Genomic DNA, 17,827 nt, shown 5'->3' with positions numbered 1-17,827 from the left:
CCTTCCGCGCGGGACCAAAGTCCCGACCTTGATCTCATTCACGTAACCCCGGGCGATCACTGTTGGTCACCTTCTACACATGTGTAAAAGTATGCGCGGCACCCCGGGCGGGGATCCTCTTCGAGGGCTCGGGGTGCCTTCGTATGCACTGAAACGGGAGGGACCCATGAAGAAGAGCACGCGGATGGCGCGGCGCATGACCGGCGGCCTCGTCGCGGCGGTGACGGCGGGGGCCGTCCTCGGGGCGACGGCCCCCGCGGCCGTCGCCGGAGAGGCGCCGTCGGCGGCGGCGCGGGCGGCCGCCGTGGTCGAGAAGGCGACCGGAACCGCGGATCTGACCGCGCTCGACGGCCGCCGTGGCAGCGGGCGGACCGACGAGGGGAACGTCACGGTCACCGCGCCCGCGAAGGCCGACGGCGACGTGCTGATCGACGCGCCGAACGCCGACGTGTCGCTCGGCGTCACGAAGACGAGGGGAGCCACCGGCGTCGCGGCCGGTGCGGGCACGGTCGTGTACCCCGACGCCGCGCCCTCGACGGACATCGCCGTACAGCCCACGGCGGACGGCGCCGCCCGCACCCTGGTGACGCTCAAGGACCGGAAGGCCCCGACCACGCACGACTTCTCGCTGACGCTCCCCGAGGGGGCGCGGCTGATGGAGGACGGCGAGGGCGGCTTCCTGATCGCCAGGAGCCACGGCGAGGACACCGAGGTCCTGGGCGCGATCGACGCCCCGTGGGCCAAGGACGCGGACGGCGAGGCCGTACCCACCCGGTACCGCCTCGACGGCGACAAGCTGACGCAGACGATCGACACCGACGCCGACACCGCGTTCCCGGTGGTGGCCGACCCGAAGGTCTCGCTCGGCTGGTCCATCTACCTCCGCTTCAGCAAGAAGGAGGTGAAGGACATGGCCAAGACCCCCATGTACCACTTCGCGGCGACGGCCACCGTGATGGCCTGCGCCAAGATCCCCAACGCGGTGGCGGCGGCGGGCTGCGGCGCCGCCCTGACCGCCCAGGCGAGCTCCCTGCGCGGCCAGATGCAGGACGCCGCCAAGGCCAACCAGTGCGTGGAGTGGAAGGTCAGCTACGTAGGGGTCATCACCAACTGGAAGCGCTACAAGTGCTGACGTCAGACCAGTCGACGACAGACCAGCTGACGACAGACCGGCTGACGGCAGACCGGCTGACGGCAGACCAAGAGAGGAAGACGAAGATGACCACGAAGACGAGCACGAAGAAGGACCTGCTGGTCCTCACCGTCACCTACCTCGCACTCGTGGCCGTCGCCTGGGCAGTCATGGACGGGAACACCGCCCGCTGGATGCTCCTGCTGCTCCCGGTACTGGTGGCGGCCCGCGCCCTCATGCTCCGAGGCCGCGGTTCGCGATGAGCCTTTCCGGGCCCTGACCCAGGGCGCTTTCCGCCCGTCTTCGGCCCGGGGTTCCGCTTCCGTCTCCGCAGGCCACCGGATCCGCATCCGGACACCGCCGCGTCGGGGCTGGCGGGGGAGGCGCGGCGGGTGGCGGAAAGCCCTCGCCGCCTCCTGTGTCCCGGCGCGCGGTGTGCTTCGCTGGCGAGCCCGGCAGGCGGGGCCCGCAGAGGCCGCGGAAGCCGCAGAAGCCGCGGATGAGCCGGGCCCGCGGGAAGGGAGGAGGGCGTCGGCATGTCCCTGTTGCCCATGTCGCCTCTATCGCCCCTATCACCCCTGTCGTCGCTGCTGGCGGCCGCGTCCTGGCTGACCAGCCCCCTGTCCCCGGACGACTATCTCGGGCTGCTCGACCCGTTGCTGTCGGCGCGGCACCCCGCGGGCCGGGTCACCGCCGTGCGGGCGGAGGGGCCCGCGGCGGCCACCCTGGTGATCCGGCCGGGCCGGGGCTGGGCGGGGCACCGTCCCGGCCAGTACCTGCCGGTGGGCGTGGAGATCGACGGCGTACGGCATTGGCGTACGTACTCGCTCATCACCCCGCCCGGCGCGCCGGACGGCAACGTCGCCGTCACGGTCAAGGAGGACCCGCGCGGCCGGGTCTCTCCGCACCTCGTGCACCGCACGCCGCCCGGCACTGTCCTGCGACTGGGCCCGGCTCAGGGGGAGTTCGTGCTGCCGGACCCGCCGCCCGGACGGATGCTGTTCGTGACGGCGGGCAGTGGCATCACCCCAGTGGTGGGGATTCTGCGCACCCTGGCCCGTCGCCGCCGGGCACCGACCCTCGACGTCGTACTCCTGCACAGCGCTCCGACACCGGAACAGTGCCTTTTCCGCGCCGAACTGACCGATCTGGCGGCCCGCTCGCGCTGGCTTCGGCTGCACCTGACCTACACGCGTACGGACGGCCGGCTGACCCCGGACCGTATCGTCGGGCGCTGCGCCGATTGGCGGAATCGGGACACCTGGGTGTGCGGTCCACCGGGGCTCCTCGCCGCGGCGGAACGGCACTGGGCCGAGCGGGGAGTCCTTGAGCGACTCCGCCTGGAGCGCTTCCGTCCTGCCCCGCTGCTCCCACCCGGCCCCGGAGTCACGGGCGGCCGGGTGCGGTTCGGCCGAACCGGTGTCGAGGCGGACGCCCCCGCGGCCGTGCCGCTGCTGGTGCTCGGCGAGGCCGAGGGCGTGGCGATGCCGTACGGGTGCCGGGCGGGGGTCTGCCACGGCTGTCTCGTCCCGCTCGCGGCCGGGAGGGTCCGCGATCTGCGGACCGGCGAAGTGCACGGCGAACCGGGCGGTTTGATCCAGACCTGTGTCAACGGAGCCACGGGCCCGCTCGTCCTGGACGTCTAGGACCTCCCGAGGAGGCAACTCCCCATGGCCACCACCACCTCGACAACAACGACGACCCCCTCCGCCGCCGAAGAGGAACCCCCGGAAGAGGCAGGCGGAGCAGCACCGGCGGACGAAGGCGCGTCTGAAGCAGCACCAGCGGGCGCGCCCGGAGCAGACCCGCAAGGCGCAGAGCGCATCGAGGAGCTAGGAGCGGAACTGGACCGTCTCCGCGCCGAGATCGTCGCGGCGCGCGGCAACGGCGACGCCCGCTACATCCGCACGGTGATCGCCGTCCAGCGCGGCCTGGAGACAGGCGGCCGGCTCGCCCTGGCCGTCTCCCTGTTCCCGCCCGCCTGGCTCACCGGCACCGCCCTGCTCGCCGCCGCCAAGACGCTGGAGAACATGGAGCTCGGCCACAACATCCTGCACGGCCAGTGGGACTGGATGGGCGACCCGGCCATCCACTCCACGACCTGGGAATGGGACTTCCTCACCCCCGCCGATGCCTGGAAGCACACCCACAACCACCTGCACCACACGTACACGAACGTCGTGGGCCGCGACCGCGACCTCGGCTACACCGTCCTGCGCATGAGCCCCGACCAGCCCTGGCGCCCGTTCCACCTCTTGCAACCGCTGTACGCGGCTCTGCTGGCGCCCGTCTTCGAATGGGGCATCGCCCTGTACGACCTGGAGGCCGACGCGGTGCGGGACGGCCGCAAGAGCCCGCGCGCGTTCCTCGGAGACCTGGCGGAGCTGCTCGGCAAGGCGGCACGCCAGTCGGCCAAGGACTACGTCCTCTTCCCGCTGCTCGCAGGACCGTCCGCGCTGCCCTGCCTGCTCGGCAACCTCACCGCCAACACCGCGCGCAACATCTGGGCGCACACCATCATCTTCTGCGGCCACTTCCCGGGCGATGTGCGGACCTTCGCCGAGGAGCAGCTGGAGGGCGAGAGCCGTGCCCAGTGGTACCTGCGGCAGATCCAGGGCTCCGCGAACATCGAGGGCGGCACCCTGTTCCACGTCCTCACCGGCAACCTCAGTCACCAGATCGAACACCACGTCTTCCCGGACCTCCCCAGCAACCGCTACGCCGAGGTGGCCCCGCACCTGCGCGAGCTGTGCGAGAAATACGGCCTGCCCTACGTCACGGGCCCCCTACGGAAGCAGTACACCTCGATGTGGCACCGCATCCTGCGCCACGCGCTGCCCGGCTGAGAGGCTCCGTTCCGCCCCCTCAGCGCCGGCGTCCGCCTCCGCGGCCGGACCATCCGGACCCCACACCGGCCGAGTGCAGGGCGAGGAGCGCGAGTCCGACCAGCATGAGACTCGTCGGGCTGAAGACCGTCTCGGTCGAGGTCTCGGCCGCGTGAATGACGAAGGCGATGACGAAGAGCAAGGCCGCCGCGAAAGCCAGCATCTGTCTCCTCCTGCCGATGAACGGCGAACCACGGGCCGCTCCCGTGGCTGCACCGGTGGCTGCCGTGTACCCGTCACACGGTGGATCAGGCAGCGGACATCGCGGGCAGTCGCGGACAGCGGTGGCGGGCAGGCCAAGGCACTTGGTGTCATTGCGATGACACGGCGACGGCGCAGCGATGTGTGTCCGGAGAGGAAAGAGCCTCTCACGCGTTTCCGCAGGTGAGAGGCCATTTGCGCCCTCGGCAGGACTCGAACCTGCGGCCAAGCGCTTAGAAGGCGCTTGGCTTTTCGGCGGCTGGACTGGCTCTGACCTGCGCGCGGTTCCCTCTTCCTGCCCATGGCGACGCTACCTTCGACAGGCGGTGCCCGAGCCACGGGTGGACGCCGGACCGACGCATCAAGATCACAAAAGGCGTCAGATTTGAAGCTGACTTATCTCCCCCTGGCGCGCAGGGTTGCCGTAGCGAGGCTGGTCGTCGGCATCACGCTTTGGGCCCACGCTGATCGGGCGGGCGCACGGCACTGAAGCGACCACTTGGGTACTGACTCCGGCTCTCATGCGCGAAATCCTGACGGAACCACAGGGGCGTGGGGAGGCGTGATGGTCAGTCACTGGGGTCACAACGGCCCGGAGCGGTCAACGATTGATCGGGATCTCATAGACGATCTCGCAAAGAGCGGTCGGCACCACGATGTCCGCCGTCTCGACGGGGCGGCCCTGGTCGCTGTAGTAGGTCCGCCGGATGTGGGTGACCAGCGCAGCCTTTTGGATGCCCAGCAGCGACGCTTCCTCGGTCGTCGCTGTGCGCGGCTCCGGCTGCTCCACCGCGTGGCTGACGGTGACCCCGATCGCCGCCATCCGGTTCACGACTCCCGCTCCCGCGTGCGGCCCGCCCTCGGGGAGAACGATGAGGGTTCCGGCGGTGAGGTCATACGGCTCCCAACTCGTCGAGAGCTGCACCGGCTTGCCGTTGGCCAGGAACTCGTACGTGGTGCGGACACACAGGTCTTCTTCGGCGAGACCGAGCCGAGCGGCGATGTCCGCCGGTGCCGGCACCTTCGCATCCGTCCGGCTCTCCCAGTCGCCTTGTCTGCCGAGGGACTTCATGCCGGCACGAAACGGCGAGCCTCCAGGCTGCTCCCGCGCCGATGACCGTACGACCCGCACTCGCTGCCGAGGCTCGGCGACGTATGTGCCAGAACCGGCGCGGCCTTCCAGAATGCCTTGCGAGATCAGGAGTTCCTGAGCACGGCGGACCACGTTCTCTCCGACCCCGTGTTCCTGGCCGATTTGCGCGCGGGAGGGGAGCCGGTCCCCGGGTGCCCACACGCGCTCCGCGATGAGCCGGCGGAACTCGTCGGTGAGGCGAAGGTAAGGCGGCTGCTCAAGCATATAGAAAATCTAGTCCACTAGCTCTATCTAGTTAACTAGGTTGGTGGAGGGTGATTGCCAAGTGACGGGGGCGGAGCTGTGTCTACTGCTTCGGGCGCACGCGCTGAAGGCATCGCTGCTCGGCTAACGGCGCTCGGACTCATTCCCCGCGTCCTAGGGCACGCCCAGCACTTGGTGATCGAGGCGAGGTACCCGACTCACTCCCCGCCGAGAGATGGCGGGATGTCCTGAACGCAGTGGCAGAGGCCGACCGATTCGGCCTCCTGGCCAACAGCCTCAACGGCCGCACGTTATGGGCCGCCGTCAACACAGAGCCCCAGTCGACGGGCGACGTCCGAGGGCCTGACAGCCAGCGATAGGAGCTGATCAGCATGTTCAACGGCATTTGCAGTACTGCCCGCAACATAGGCGCGCGGCGTACCCCACCCGTGGAGTTCGTACTAACAGGGCAGCGTGATGTCGCTGAACGAGCCCCCGGGCGTCTCCTACGAGACGCCCGTCCCGTACAGGTCGAGTGCATGTTCAGTCGGCAAGCACGACGCCTGCGCACAGACCTCGCCCGCGGCCGCAGCGGTCGATGTACCCCTGATCTACGAGACGTGCGGCTGCGAATGTCACCTGCTGGCCTCCGATGGCAGCACACCGAGGATGCCCCGGTGAGGGCGTGGTCGCCGAGTGGCGCAGTAGCAGCTCCGGTCGAGATCACTGCGTCCAGCATCCGGCGCGAGGACGTCATTAACGTCGGTGGCAGTCCGCATCGAGTAGTTGATCTCATCCAACTTCCTGGAGGGGCCAAGCAGGTCCGGTTCGAAACGGGCGACCTCCGCAACCAGATCACGGCCAGCGAACTCAAAGCCGGCGAACGCCTCCCACCAGAAACGACCCTCGCTTCGCGGTACGGAGTGAGTACATCGACGCTGCGAAGCGCCATGGCACTCCTCCAGAGCGAGGGCCTGGTCGAGAAGACCCACGGCAAGGGCAACTTCGTCAGTCACGCGTCGCGTCGTCACACATACGTCGGTGGTGGCCGAAAGCACCTTGAGACCAGCGGGATTGGCTCGACGCTTCGGGTCACTGTCCACACCACTCGACTTCAGGCGCAAGGCCCCTTGATCCCACTGCTGCGGGTGCCGCCCAACACGGAACTAATTCAGTTCCTGTGCATCCACAACGAGGGGACCTCCCCACACAGCCTGGCCCGCATCTACGTGCCATACGACCTGCCACCGAAGGGCCCACCCTGTGAGCCGCCTTCGTGCCAGGCCTTCGGAACGAGGCTGGCGGAGTACTGCCCACCGTCGGCACAGATCCGAGAACGCCTCACAGCCCGCTTACCGACACACGAAGAAGCCGACACCCTTCGAATCGGCTCCACCCTCGCCGTGCTCGACATCACCCGCGTGACGATCGACAGCACCGGACGTGTTATCGAGGCGGCGCTCCTCGTCCTTCCCAGCCACCGCGCAGACGCGTAGTTCCTTACCCGCGCCGCGCCCGCAGAGAACAGGAGGGAAGGATGACAACACCGAATGAGTTGCGACTCCTCCTTTGGGGCGCCTTGATGGCCAGCCCTGCTACTTGAGCACCGACAACGCGAACAGCTACTTGTCCCGCCTGGCCGACAACACCGAGGCCATCCACTTGGGAATGGCGGCCGAAGTCCTGGAGCAGGCTGACGGACTCCTCGCTGAGGAGAAGGTGACACCGAGCGACTTGCGACTGGTAGCGAGGGACCTTGTTGGAGCCCTGAGGCCAACCCTCAGAGTTGCCAAAAGCCGCGGTCGGCGCTTGCCCCAGCAGGACTCAGCCAGCGACGAGCTTGACGACGAGGGACCCCGGTTGCCGACATCGGCAATTGGCTAGCCAACCAGTACACAGACGATGGAGGGCCCTTAGGAACCACTGGGGCCCTCCATCGTTGCTGTCTGGCGCTTCAGTCTGTAGAGAGGCTAGGGATCATCCGCTCGGGACAACCGCCTGAGAGGTGATTGCCGGAGGCCGCAAGCAGAATGAGTAACGACTCCAAATACCGGATAGGTGCACCGTCTATCGGCAGGTCAGGGACATAACGTCAGCGGACCAGTCATGTGTCCGCCAGCCGTCCACACCCGCGCAGCGAACCTACCTACGGTGCGCTACTTCTGCTTAGCGCGCACCCACCTGACCTCCACAGACGGATCGTCAACCTTGGGCCGCTTGAACGACTCCCAACCGCCGTTGCCGAAGACGCCGTCGAGGACTTGAGTGACGGAACGGGCGGCCCAGGCGTTTTGGTCACTGGCTGTAGAGGAGGGCGCAAACGGTTCCAGAAATGAGATTACACCCCTCCAGGGCTTGCCTCGACCTGTGAGTTCAGTCATTAGTCGCTGGTCCTGCTTTACGCGTTCAATTGCGCTTTTAATTACTGTGGCTGAGACGTCGATGCTTCCACCATCGGCACCTGCTGAAACGGCTTGACCGCCAGCATCCCGGACGGCTTTCTGCAATTGTTGATCCATCTCGCCCCGCAAGAGCGATGCGTAAGTCTCGATGGATTCACTGCCGTTCTTATCGAGCAACTCAATGTCGCGCGCGAAGTCCAGAACGCGAACTGGAATCGGATACTTAGCACCTCCTACGCTGGACCACGTGACGCCATGACCAACCAGTGGCTCGTTCAGAAGAGAAGACAACAGGTCGTCAGAGAAGTGAGCGTTCGCCTTTTTTAGCGCAGTAAGGTCTACTGCGCTAAGCAGGTGGAATACGAACCAGTTGTCTCCCTGGCTTAGCAAGTCAGCCGATAGGCTGCCTGGCTGCTGAGTGATCAGCACAGCTCCGAGATCGTACTTCCGTCCCTCTTTAACCCAGGCGACGAAGGGGCTGTCACCGGTCATGGAGGCGCCGTTGAGAACGCTTTGGGCTTCTTCGAGCACAGCGATGGTGGGAATTGTCCGAGGCTCGGCAGCGGTAAACTCTTCCTGGTTGTGCTCGAAGATGTGCTGCATAAGAACGCCGGCCAAGTTGAGCCCCTGAGACCCGCGCATGCGCGAGATGTCTACGACGCACAGTTTTCCGTCGCCTAGGGCGCGCAGTAGGGCATCCAGCAGACGAGAAGACGGGTCGTGAAGTTGGCGGACGACACGGACCATGTTCGCTCGGGCAGCTAGCGCCTCAATCTCTTGATTGCCAGTCAGCCCGATGATCTCGCTAATGTTTTCGAGCGGTGTCTCATGCGCTGACCCGTGAACAGCGTCAACGAGGCGCCTCCACTTGTCGGGGTTTAGCTGCCTGAGTTTCTGAACGTTCTGTCGCTCTTGCTGCTCCGGCCCCAGGACTAGCGAAATAACCTTGGCTGCCGAGAGCTGGCGAATGTCGAGCTTTACGCCGTCGACGACAAATGAGCCGTAGACGCTACTGGGCGCCTTCCGATCGGTGAATAGTGCTAGCCGATTGCGAAGCCCGGGAACATCGCATAGACCAGGTCGCCCCTTGTCGTCAGGCCAGAAGTACTCGCCATCAGGGTCAAAAATTACCGTTCCAACGGGAACTCTCCGTCCGCCTCGCTTTGGGACTGAAGGCGAGTTCTCCCCGGCGTACAGCCCTGAAAATAGGAGCTTGACGAGGTTACTCTTTCCGAATCCGGCTCGGGCAAATACAAAGCTGCGACGCGCAACGAGTTGCTCGATATCGAAGCGCACAACGACGTCGGGTTTCTGTACAACCATCCAGGGCTCGGGGGAAAGTCGCGGATCGGAACCGGACCATATGAACTCACCCAGGGCGAAGAACCCCAGATCGGCGCCCACTAGGTCTGAGCCGGCAACGGCTCGCAGTACATCAGGCGAGAGAAAAGCTACTTTGGCACCAACGTGAGGAACACGTCTGTGGCTCGCTACGACATCGAGCCCCTCGCCTCTGGCGCGCACGACACCTAGAATGCGAATGTCGATTTTGTAGCGGAGGTACTGGTCGCGTAGATCTTCAGGGATGGGGCGATCGTCCTGAACGGCGCGAACCGCGTAGTCCTCTCCAGAAGTAGAGGCTAGCCTTCCCTGGGCACTCACAGATGTGACTCGTCCCAGCACTGCCTCATTCTCAGTTTCCAGCGCAACTAGCACAAACTGGCCATGCATCGCGCTGGATTGAAACTCGCTGCGATAGGGGAGCACCAAATCCGCGTGAAACTCTAACCCGCTGCCGGAGAAACCTCGGAAAACGCCAACGATGTGATCGCGATGAAAAAGCTGCATGTCAATGCTCCGGAGTTCTGAGAGATGCTGACCTATGAGTACCTACGCGAAGCGATGTCCGTATAAGCCAGCATCAAGCCGTCAAGGATCTTTTGCCGGGTTCCGTCCCCCAGGAGCCCTCTGACTGCCGCAGCCAGTTCATCACGCAAGATGTCCATGTCCAGGCCCACAACGTGAGCGTGCTCGTCTGCCCGCTGCAGACACAGGGGGTAGAAGGGGACTGGGAAACCTTCGACTGCATCGCCAAGCAGGAATCCGAAGATCTTCTGTGCGTCAGCTGCTTGTGCGTGCAGGAGGTCCGCAGTCCATACGGGGTCACTTTGCGCCGATCCAAAACGAACGAAGTGCATCGAACCGATATTGAACTTCGGATCCTCTTTGGAATCGCCATCGGCGTCTGCGACAGGTGCTCTGATGTATTCCGGCCACTTATACGCCTTCTGCTGCAGTTCCATCGGCACGGCAGCAAACAGTGGATGTCCAGACGGGAAGATCTCCTGGACGCTCATGGCGGTGGCGTATCGCTGCAAGACTTCTGTCCTCTTAGCGATTCCCACGAGGAAAACATCTCGCCGTCGACGCGACTTGGTTTCCTCGATGGTTTCCATAATGCGGCGATACATCTGCACGAATAAGTCACCGCGAAAGATTTTGGAGCGCAGCAGTCCGTCACGTACGATTAGGGTGTCCGAGCCCCAATGGGTCCTCGTGATGAGTTGATAAAGTACGGCCCATTCGCACAAGTCTCGGTAGACTAGAGGCCATCCGGGACTCTTTTTCTCAGGGTCGTTGTTGAGCATTGGACTCAAAGCGTACAGAGAGTCGCATCCCAGATCGCGCATGAGAGTGCCGAGCGGATCATCCGGCCTTGCTGGGTCGAGGTGCCAGGCCGCCAAATCTGCGAGGTCGGTATAGGGACTCACTACTTTGGTTAGGAGTTCCACTCCGTGGCTGTCCATTACTCGGACGACCTGCAGCTCGAATGGGTTGAACTCTGCGCGATTATTTCCGCCATCGCTAGCTACCAGTGAGATCGAGGTGGTAGTTCGTGGCTGAATTTTAATCGCGGCATGCCGCATCGGTTCGATCTCCGAGAGTAGCTGGTCGAGTAACCAGCGATTCTCGATGGTCGTGCGCTTCACTTCCTTACGCAGTCGTGTAATCGACTCCGCGTCAAACATGGCCCCCCCAATCTTTGTTACTTAGCCCTCTTTGCCCACACGTCTACCTCGCCAACGTATCCACCAGTTGTCGAAAACTGATCCGCTTGTCGGCGCCCCGAGGGGGCGACCCCCGCCGATTTGATAGTTGAGATGGTCCAGGCTTCGGAAGCTCTAAGTGATTCCTTAATCAAAGCCGCAGGGTCTTTCTTCAAGCTCGGTAGAGATCCGAACCTTATTACGAGCTTCGCGGAATCGTGGCAAGCTGCTGCGGCTTTCTGCCATACTGACGACAGGGCTTCAATGAATTCCACTTCTCGTTTTCCCCCGATCTGTCCTCGCTCGGAGTATTCGACGTCGGGAGAACCGCCGATGAACCAATTCCTCAGCCATTGGTCTGGTACGTAGCTACGCATGCCAAAATACGGAGGACTGGTTACCACCCAGTCGAAGGGCTTCTTCCCGATATTTTCCTTGCGCTCCAGGGCGTCACGGCTGTCACCGTTCTCGACGTAGGAATCAACGCGGGGAGGTAGCTCGGCGAGTGTAAATAGAGCCCTACGTCGCACTAGGTCGATAACTCGAACTTCTTCCGGCGGCATCTCCCGCTTTTGCCAGAAACGAACCGCGGCCGCAGGCTTGGTTGCGTAGGTTCGTGGCATTTGGTTGCTGAAATAGCTGGGTAGACTCTTCGTTCGTGGCCCGTGTAGCACACCCATTAGGAGGGCCCTAAGCAAATGCACGGTATCTTCATCCTCCGGCGAGATTCCCAGATTGGATGAATCGAGGAGGTGCCCTCTGATACGGCAGATGTCTTCTAGCGTTTGGGGTGCGTAGGCCCAATCCCAGAACTCTCCCTTAGGGGCTGCTTCGCAGGGTGCCGGCGTTTTGAGGGCCCTCTCCGCCAAGTCTGTCACCGCATCAGGGGTGGACCAGCTGATCTTGGCCCTGGATAGATGTGCGGCGACAGGTGAGCTGTCCACTCCGACACATTCGAGGCCTAGTAGGCGCGCCGCGAATAGCGTAGTCCCTCTTCCTGAAAAGGGGTCCAATACTTTTTGTCCCTCGGTCGCAGATGCCAATACTCGAAGGGGGAAGCTGAGCGGGAACATTGTATAATAGGGGCAGATCGCGTTTAGGCGGAGCGCCGGATGCGTAGCTGGCAGAGCGTTTAATTCTCTACTCGTGCGAAACCGGTTCAATGCCACAGAGGCTTGCGGGAATAGCGCCGGCGCGACGGCGCTGACCGCCGTCACTTGTGCCGCCGAAGAGGGAGGGAGCCGCGGGGCTCTGCGTCCTCTCGGTGTAGGTATGGACGCGGCGAGCGCTGAGTCACGTGACTACCTCCTGGTCTGCCATGGCCAACGTGAGTCCAAAGGCTGCCAGTTGGCTTGTGCATTGCCAACGTGACTCTGCGTGCCGGTGCTGTCGTTCACGATGCCACCAACTAGCTGAGGCCGCCACTAGTCCATCTGAGTTGGTCTGTAAGAAGCTGTCGGCAACGGTCCACGAAGGTCGGCGGAGCGGGTTTGGCCGGTGGCCTGCCCAGTCTGGGGTCGGGGACGATCAGGGGGCCGTACGCTCGTTGGCAACTCGGGCAGTCTTTGGATCTGCCCGGAATTTGGTCGATTGGCCCCCTGGTCTTGCTCGACGCGGGCCCCGGACTGGGGAGGTGGCTAAAAGCCGCGGAGCCAACCGGCCCCAGCCATGGCGGTTGTTCCTTGACCCTCGGCCCATGCATGCAAGGCTGTTCTGCCCCCGCACGTCTACGAGTCACCCATAGGCAAGTGGGTGTACGACCTGCGACACCCCCGCCTGACCAAGTGGCTCAACGACGGGATCCCGCCCGTTCAGGTGGCCGACTGGGCGGGCAACAGCGTCCCCGTGCTGCTCTCGATCTACGCCTGATGCGTCGACGGTCAGTTGCCGGACCTGAAGAGGCGACTCGAAGCGGCTGGGGATCTCGAAGACCTTCCCGAGGCCGACTGACTCACCGACCGCCCCGCCACCGAAAACTTCGACACGTAGTCGACACAGCGACCCGCAGAAACCCGGTTTCAGCCGGACAGCCCCGGACCCGCACCGTGATCATTGGGGGAGCGGCCGGGGCTTCTGCACGCTCGCCAAACATCCCCTGACCAGCAAAAAGGCCCCGCCGAAGCGGAGCCAGTTAGCGGCGCCCCCGGCAGGACTCGAACCTGCGGCCAAGCGCTTAGAAGGCGCCTGCTCTATCCACTGAGCTACGGGGGCCGGGTGTGGCCGGGTGGCAGGGGGTTCGGATGTGGGGGTGATCCGTGACCTTGCCGGGGACAAGGATAGGGCTCCCGGGGCCCTGTCCCTGGTGCTTCGCCTCCGCGCCGTGATGTGGAGGTTCGGTGAAGCGGTCCTGATAATCGCAGGCAGGTGCGAATCTCGCATCGCTTTTGGCGTCTCGCGCCCCGGGTGTTGTGCACTCGTTATGCCTGCGCCCCAGTCGCCCCTTCCATCCCCTGTGTCCGATCGGCGCGCAGAGACGGCCATATGCTTCAGAAAGCCGCCAAAATTGGGCATTCTTCGCATGTGGTGACCTTGGACGTACGGCCTCAATTGCTTGACGCACTCTCCGCCCTGCGCGAGCGTGTAGCCGCCGCACGCTTTCCGCTCCCCCTGCCAGGGGCGCCACGCGCGCGTGCCAACCGGGACGAGTTGCTGGCACAGCTCGATGACTATCTGGTGCCCCGGCTCAGGGCACCCGAAGCGCCCCTGCTCGCCGTCATCGGCGGATCCACCGGCGCCGGCAAGTCCACCCTCGTGAACTCCCTGGTGGGACGGCAGGTCAGCGAGGCGGGCGTGCTGCGGCCCACCACGCGTACGCCGGTGCTCGTCTGCCACCCGGACGATCATCACTGGTTCTCGGGGATGCGGATCCTGCCCGACCTCACGCGCGTGTGGGTGCCCCGGCAGGACCCGGGGGAGGGCGGCGACGGGGACGACGAGGGCGACGGCGAAGAGGACGTACAGGCGCTCGTCGGCGAGGACGAGCGGGCCCTGCGGATCGAGACCGCGTCCAGCCTGCCCTGCGGGCTCGCCCTCCTCGACGCCCCCGACATCGACGCGCTGGCCGCCGACAACCGCGTCCTGGCCGCCGAACTGATCTCCGCGGCCGACGTGTGGGTCATGGTCACCACCGCCTCGCGGTACGCCGACGCCGTGCCCTGGCATCTGCTGCGTACCGCCAAGGAGCACGACGCCACCCTCGTCACGGTCCTCGACCGCGTGCCCCACCAAGTGGTGACCGAGGTGTCACGGCAGTACGGGGCGCTGCTCACCAAGGCGGGCCTCGGCGACGTGCCGCGCTTCACCGTGCCCGAGCTGCCCGAGTCCGCGGGCGGCGGCGGGCTGCTCCCCGCCACCGCGGTCGCCCCCCTGCGCGCCTGGCTCACCCACCGCGTCCAGGAACCCACGGCCCGCGCCCAGGCCGTCGCACGCACCGCGCGGGGCGTCCTGCGCTCCCTCGACTCCCGGATGCCGGAACTGGCGAGCGCAGTCGCCGCCCAGCACGCCGCCGCGCTGCGGCTCACCGCCGCCGTCGACGACGCGTACGAGAACGAGCACGCGCGCGTGCACCGCCGTCTGCAGGCGGGCGGTGTGCTCGCCGGCGGCGCCCTGAAGCGGTGGCGCAGCTATCCCCTCGACTGCGGGGCCGGTGAGCTGCTCGACGCCATCGCCGAGAGCCTGGAGGCGCTGCTGCTGTGCGCCGTCACCGCCGCCGACGAGCGCATCGACGATGCCTGGCGCCGCGAACCCGCCGCGGGCGCTCCCGGCCTCGCCGACCGCGACCCGGAGGCGGAGAGCGCCGAGCACCGCATCGGGATGGCCGTCCGCAGATGGCGGCGCGTCCTGGAGGAGTACGCCGAGGACGAGGTGCGCGGGTTGGAAAGGGTCGACAAGAACGCCCTTCCCGACCCCGAGGTCGTCGCCGCGCTGCTCGCCACGGCGCTGCTCGGCGGGCGCCGGGCGCGGTCGGCCGGCGAGGTCCTCGCCGAGCGGATCGGCGCCCAGGGTGCGGTCCGGCTCCTCGACAGGGGCGGCCGCCTGCTGACCGAGTACCTGGAGAAGGTCCTCGCCGCCGAACGGGAGCGCAGGCTCGCCCCTCTCGACGCCCTCGAAGTGCACCCCGAACCCCAGGCCGAGCTCATTGCGGCCCTGTCCGTACTGCAGAAGGAGAGGTGACCGCGGTGACCGCCGTCACTGATCACGCCGACCGCGCCGATCACCCCGACCACAGCGACCGGACCGACCACGAGAGGCGCAAGGAGTCCCCCGGCGGCGGCAGCGAGCGTGAAAGGGCCTGGGACGACGGGCTGATCGCGCGGCGCGTCGCGGGCGGCCCGCGGGGCTCGCGCACGGGCACGCACAGCGGTGCCAGTACCGGCGCGGACACGGGAACCCGCTCGTACGCCCCGTCCGGCAGCCCCACTTCTTACGAAGGACCCCTGCGCGCCCGGCTCGACGCGCTCCGCGAACTCGTCGGGCTCTCCCGCACCCGCCTCGACAGCGGCACGCTCGCCGAGGCCGGCCGGATCCTGGACGAGGCGGCCGCCCGGCGCAGACTCTCCGAACGGCACACCGTCGTCGCCATCGCGGGCGCCACCGGAAGCGGCAAGTCCACGCTCTTCAACTCACTCGCCGGAGTGATGATCTCCGACACCGGCGTGCGCAGGCCCACCACGGCCGCACCCATCGGGTGCAGCTGGACGGACGGTGCGGCGGGGCTCCTCGACCGGCTGGGAATCCCCGGGCGCCTGCGCCGCCGGCCGCTCCAGGGACCCGGTGCCGACGAGCTCCAGGGGCTCGTACTCATCGACCTGCCCGACCACGACTCGGCGGTCGGCGAGCACCGTGAGCAGGTCGACCGCATCCTGGCCCTCGTCGACGCCGTCATCTGGGTCGTCGACCCCGAGAAGTACGCCGACGCGATGCTCCACGAACGCTATCTGCGGCCCATGGCCGGGCACGCCGAAGTCACCTTCGTCGTGCTCAACCAGATCGACCGGCTCCCCGGGGACGCCGCCGACCAGGTCCTCGACGATCTGCGGCGGCTCCTCGACGAGGACGGCGTCGCGCTCGGCGAGCACGGGGAACCGGGCGCCACAGTGCTCGCGATCTCCGCGCTGACCGGCGAGGGAATGGGCGAACTGCGCGAGACGCTCGGCCAGTTCACCCAGGAGCGTGGCGCGGCGGCCCGCCGCATCTCCGCGGACCTGGACGCCGCCGCGGAACGGTTGCGTCCGGTGTACGTCTCGGGGGCGCGCGGCGGCCGGAACCGCGGGCGGATCGGGCTCAGCGAGGAGGCGCGCGAGGAGTTCGCCGACCGGCTCGCGGACGCGGTCGGCGCGACCGCCGCCGGGGAAGCGGCGGAGCGCGCCTGGCGCAGGCACGCGGGCAAGGCGTGCGGCGACCCCTGGCTGCGGCTGTGGCGCCTGTACGAGGCCCGGCGCTCCCCGCAGGGCGTCCCGACGCAGACCACCCACGTCCCCGCCGACGAGGAGGTGACGGCACGTCAGCGTGTGGAGCAGGCCGTGCGCACGGTCGCCGATCAGGCGGCGACGGGCCTGCCCGCGCCCTGGGGCCAGGCGGTGCGGGAGGCGGCGGTGCGCGGCGCCGAAGGGCTGCCGGAGGCGCTCGACGAGCTGGCGGTGACGGCGGGCGTGCCGACCGGGCGGCCGCCGCGACCCGGCTGGTGGCCGGTCGCGGTCCTCGCCCAGGCGGCGATGACGCTGCTCCAGATCGTGGGCGGGCTCTGGCTTGTGGGGCAGATCATCGGGATCGCCACGCCGAACCTGGGCGTGCCGGTGCTGCTGATGCTGGCGGGGATCGTGGGCGGCCCGTGCGTGGAGTGGCTGAGCCGGATGGCGGCGCGGGGGCCCGCGCGCCGGTACGGCTACGAGGCGGAACGGCGGCTGCGGGACGCGGCCGCCGGGTGCGGGCGGGCGAGGGTCCTCGATCCGGTGGCGGCGGAGCTGCTGCGGTATCGCGAGGTCAGGGAGCAGTACGTGCGGGTGACGGGAGGGCGCTCCGCGATGGCCTGACGGACCACGTGCTCACCCCAGTGGCCTGACGGATGCCCCGATGGGGTGACGGAGTTTTCCACAACCGGATGGTTGCCCACAGGGCTCAGCGGGATCGGCGCGACCGGTGCAGTCTGAGATCGCGGCCGTGAGAGCGCGGCGGCGGACACGGACGAGCGGGGGAGAGGTTCGACGATGAACGAGACCTTGGTGACGGTGGTGGGGAACGTGGCGACGACTCCGGTGTACCGGGAGCTGCCGTCGGGACCGGTGGCGCGATTCCGGCTCGCGGTGACGTCGCGGTACTACGACGCCGCGAAGAACACGTGGAACGACGGGCACACCAATTTCTTCACGGTCTGGGCCTGGCGGGCTCTCGGTACGAACGTGCAGGGATCGGTGTCCGTGGGTGAACCGGTCATCGTTCAGGGCCGGTTGAAGGTCCGCGACGAGGAGCGGGGCGGGCAGCACTGGACGTCCGCGGACATCGAGGCGGTGGCCGTCGGACACGACCTGTCGCGCGGCACCGCCGCGTTCCGCCGCGTGGGCAGGGCCAATCCGGCGCTGACGGAGCCGACGGCAGGACGGGAGGAAAGCGCCGCCGGGGAGCGGGACAAGGAGCCGACGCCCGTGGGGTGACGGCCCATCAGGCAAGTGGACCGAAGTGCGGCATATCGGCGAATCAATGCCGTTGATTTGTCGATAAGCCCAGCTCGGAGCGGTTGTTGGGGATAACGATTCCGAGTCGGATCCGCTGTCCGATGAGATGCGTGGGGCTCGTGATGCGCTGCTTCCTTAGGATGCCGGACGTAG

At 66.5% G+C, this 17,827-nt stretch carries 13 protein-coding genes, 2 tRNA genes and 1 pseudogene; 9 read left to right on the top strand and 7 right to left on the bottom strand.

Annotated features, from left to right (window positions below):
• Positions 1-166: 166 nt before the first annotated feature.
• The 4 genes from ACH4D5_RS03020 (at position 167) to ACH4D5_RS03005 (ending at position 3,978) form a co-directional block, all read left to right on the top strand.
• Complete coding sequence (locus ACH4D5_RS03020; protein WP_398297909.1) at positions 167-1,132, top strand: hypothetical protein; 966 nt, start codon at positions 167-169, stop codon at positions 1,130-1,132.
• Between the two features lie 86 nt (positions 1,133-1,218).
• Positions 1,219-1,395: a hypothetical protein gene (locus ACH4D5_RS03015; RefSeq protein ID WP_398297907.1), complete on the top strand. Its 177-nt coding sequence runs from the start codon at positions 1,219-1,221 to the stop codon at positions 1,393-1,395.
• 273 nt (positions 1,396-1,668) lie between these two features.
• Positions 1,669-2,778: a ferredoxin reductase gene (locus ACH4D5_RS03010; protein WP_398297905.1), complete on the top strand. Its 1,110-nt coding sequence runs from the start codon at positions 1,669-1,671 to the stop codon at positions 2,776-2,778.
• Between the two features lie 24 nt (positions 2,779-2,802).
• The gene (locus tag ACH4D5_RS03005; protein ID WP_398297903.1) at positions 2,803-3,978 is read left to right on the top strand and encodes a fatty acid desaturase family protein; all 1,176 of its coding nucleotides are present in this window, start codon (positions 2,803-2,805) and stop codon (positions 3,976-3,978) included.
• A gap of 19 nt (positions 3,979-3,997) precedes the next feature.
• On the opposite strand, the gene ACH4D5_RS03000 is transcribed toward ACH4D5_RS03005, so the two are convergent.
• The 3 genes from ACH4D5_RS03000 to ACH4D5_RS02990 all read right to left on the bottom strand — a co-directional run bounded on the left by ACH4D5_RS03000 (position 3,998) and on the right by ACH4D5_RS02990 (position 5,575).
• Positions 3,998-4,180 carry a hypothetical protein gene (locus tag ACH4D5_RS03000; RefSeq protein WP_398297901.1) on the bottom strand — a complete coding sequence of 61 codons (183 nt, stop codon included), beginning with the start codon at positions 4,178-4,180 and terminating at the stop codon, positions 3,998-4,000.
• A 236-nt stretch (positions 4,181-4,416) separates the two neighbouring features.
• Positions 4,417-4,487 (bottom strand) — tRNA-Arg (locus ACH4D5_RS02995).
• Positions 4,488-4,819: 332 nt separating this feature from the next.
• Positions 4,820-5,575 carry a GntR family transcriptional regulator gene (locus tag ACH4D5_RS02990; RefSeq protein ID WP_398297899.1) on the bottom strand — a complete coding sequence of 252 codons (756 nt, stop codon included), beginning with the start codon at positions 5,573-5,575 and terminating at the stop codon, positions 4,820-4,822.
• Between the two features lie 78 nt (positions 5,576-5,653).
• Between ACH4D5_RS02990 and ACH4D5_RS02985 the strand changes: the two are divergent.
• Together ACH4D5_RS02985 and ACH4D5_RS02980 are read left to right on the top strand one after the other, a co-directional pair.
• Positions 5,654-5,934: pseudogene (locus ACH4D5_RS02985) on the top strand (hypothetical protein).
• Positions 5,935-5,946: 12 nt separating this feature from the next.
• Positions 5,947-7,050, top strand: coding sequence for a GntR family transcriptional regulator (locus ACH4D5_RS02980; RefSeq protein WP_398297897.1), 1,104 nt, complete (start codon positions 5,947-5,949; stop codon positions 7,048-7,050).
• 660 nt (positions 7,051-7,710) lie between these two features.
• Here ACH4D5_RS02980 and ACH4D5_RS02975 read toward each other — a convergent pair.
• The 4 genes from ACH4D5_RS02975 to ACH4D5_RS02960 form a co-directional block, all read right to left on the bottom strand.
• Positions 7,711-9,804 carry an ATP-binding protein gene (locus ACH4D5_RS02975; protein ID WP_398297895.1) on the bottom strand — a complete coding sequence of 698 codons (2,094 nt, stop codon included), beginning with the start codon at positions 9,802-9,804 and terminating at the stop codon, positions 7,711-7,713.
• 32 nt (positions 9,805-9,836) lie between these two features.
• Positions 9,837-10,985 (bottom strand): hypothetical protein, encoded by a 1,149-nt coding sequence (locus ACH4D5_RS02970; protein ID WP_398297893.1) that lies wholly within the window; start codon positions 10,983-10,985, stop codon positions 9,837-9,839.
• A gap of 17 nt (positions 10,986-11,002) precedes the next feature.
• Positions 11,003-12,076, bottom strand: a complete 1,074-nt coding sequence (locus ACH4D5_RS02965) for a DNA methyltransferase (RefSeq protein ID WP_398297891.1) — start codon at positions 12,074-12,076, stop codon at positions 11,003-11,005.
• A gap of 1,065 nt (positions 12,077-13,141) precedes the next feature.
• Positions 13,142-13,214, bottom strand: a tRNA-Arg gene (locus ACH4D5_RS02960).
• Positions 13,215-13,484: 270 nt separating this feature from the next.
• Here ACH4D5_RS02960 and ACH4D5_RS02955 point away from each other — a divergent pair.
• The 3 genes from ACH4D5_RS02955 to ACH4D5_RS02945 all read left to right on the top strand — a co-directional run bounded on the left by ACH4D5_RS02955 (position 13,485) and on the right by ACH4D5_RS02945 (position 17,653).
• Positions 13,485-15,176 carry a dynamin family protein gene (locus ACH4D5_RS02955; RefSeq protein ID WP_398297889.1) on the top strand — a complete coding sequence of 564 codons (1,692 nt, stop codon included), beginning with the start codon at positions 13,485-13,487 and terminating at the stop codon, positions 15,174-15,176.
• A gap of 5 nt (positions 15,177-15,181) precedes the next feature.
• On the top strand, positions 15,182-17,035 hold the full coding sequence (locus ACH4D5_RS02950; RefSeq protein WP_398297887.1) for a GTPase: 1,854 nt from the start codon (positions 15,182-15,184) through the stop codon (positions 17,033-17,035).
• A 174-nt stretch (positions 17,036-17,209) separates the two neighbouring features.
• Positions 17,210-17,653, top strand: a complete 444-nt coding sequence (locus ACH4D5_RS02945) for a single-stranded DNA-binding protein (RefSeq protein WP_398297885.1) — start codon at positions 17,210-17,212, stop codon at positions 17,651-17,653.
• Positions 17,654-17,827: the final 174 nt, after the last annotated feature.

The organism is Streptomyces sp. NPDC018029 (assembly GCF_044327655.1).
Lineage (GTDB): Bacteria > Actinomycetota > Actinomycetes > Streptomycetales > Streptomycetaceae > Streptomyces.
The sequence above is the reverse complement of the archived record's forward strand: the minus strand, read 5'-3'. Positions and strand labels throughout refer to the sequence as shown.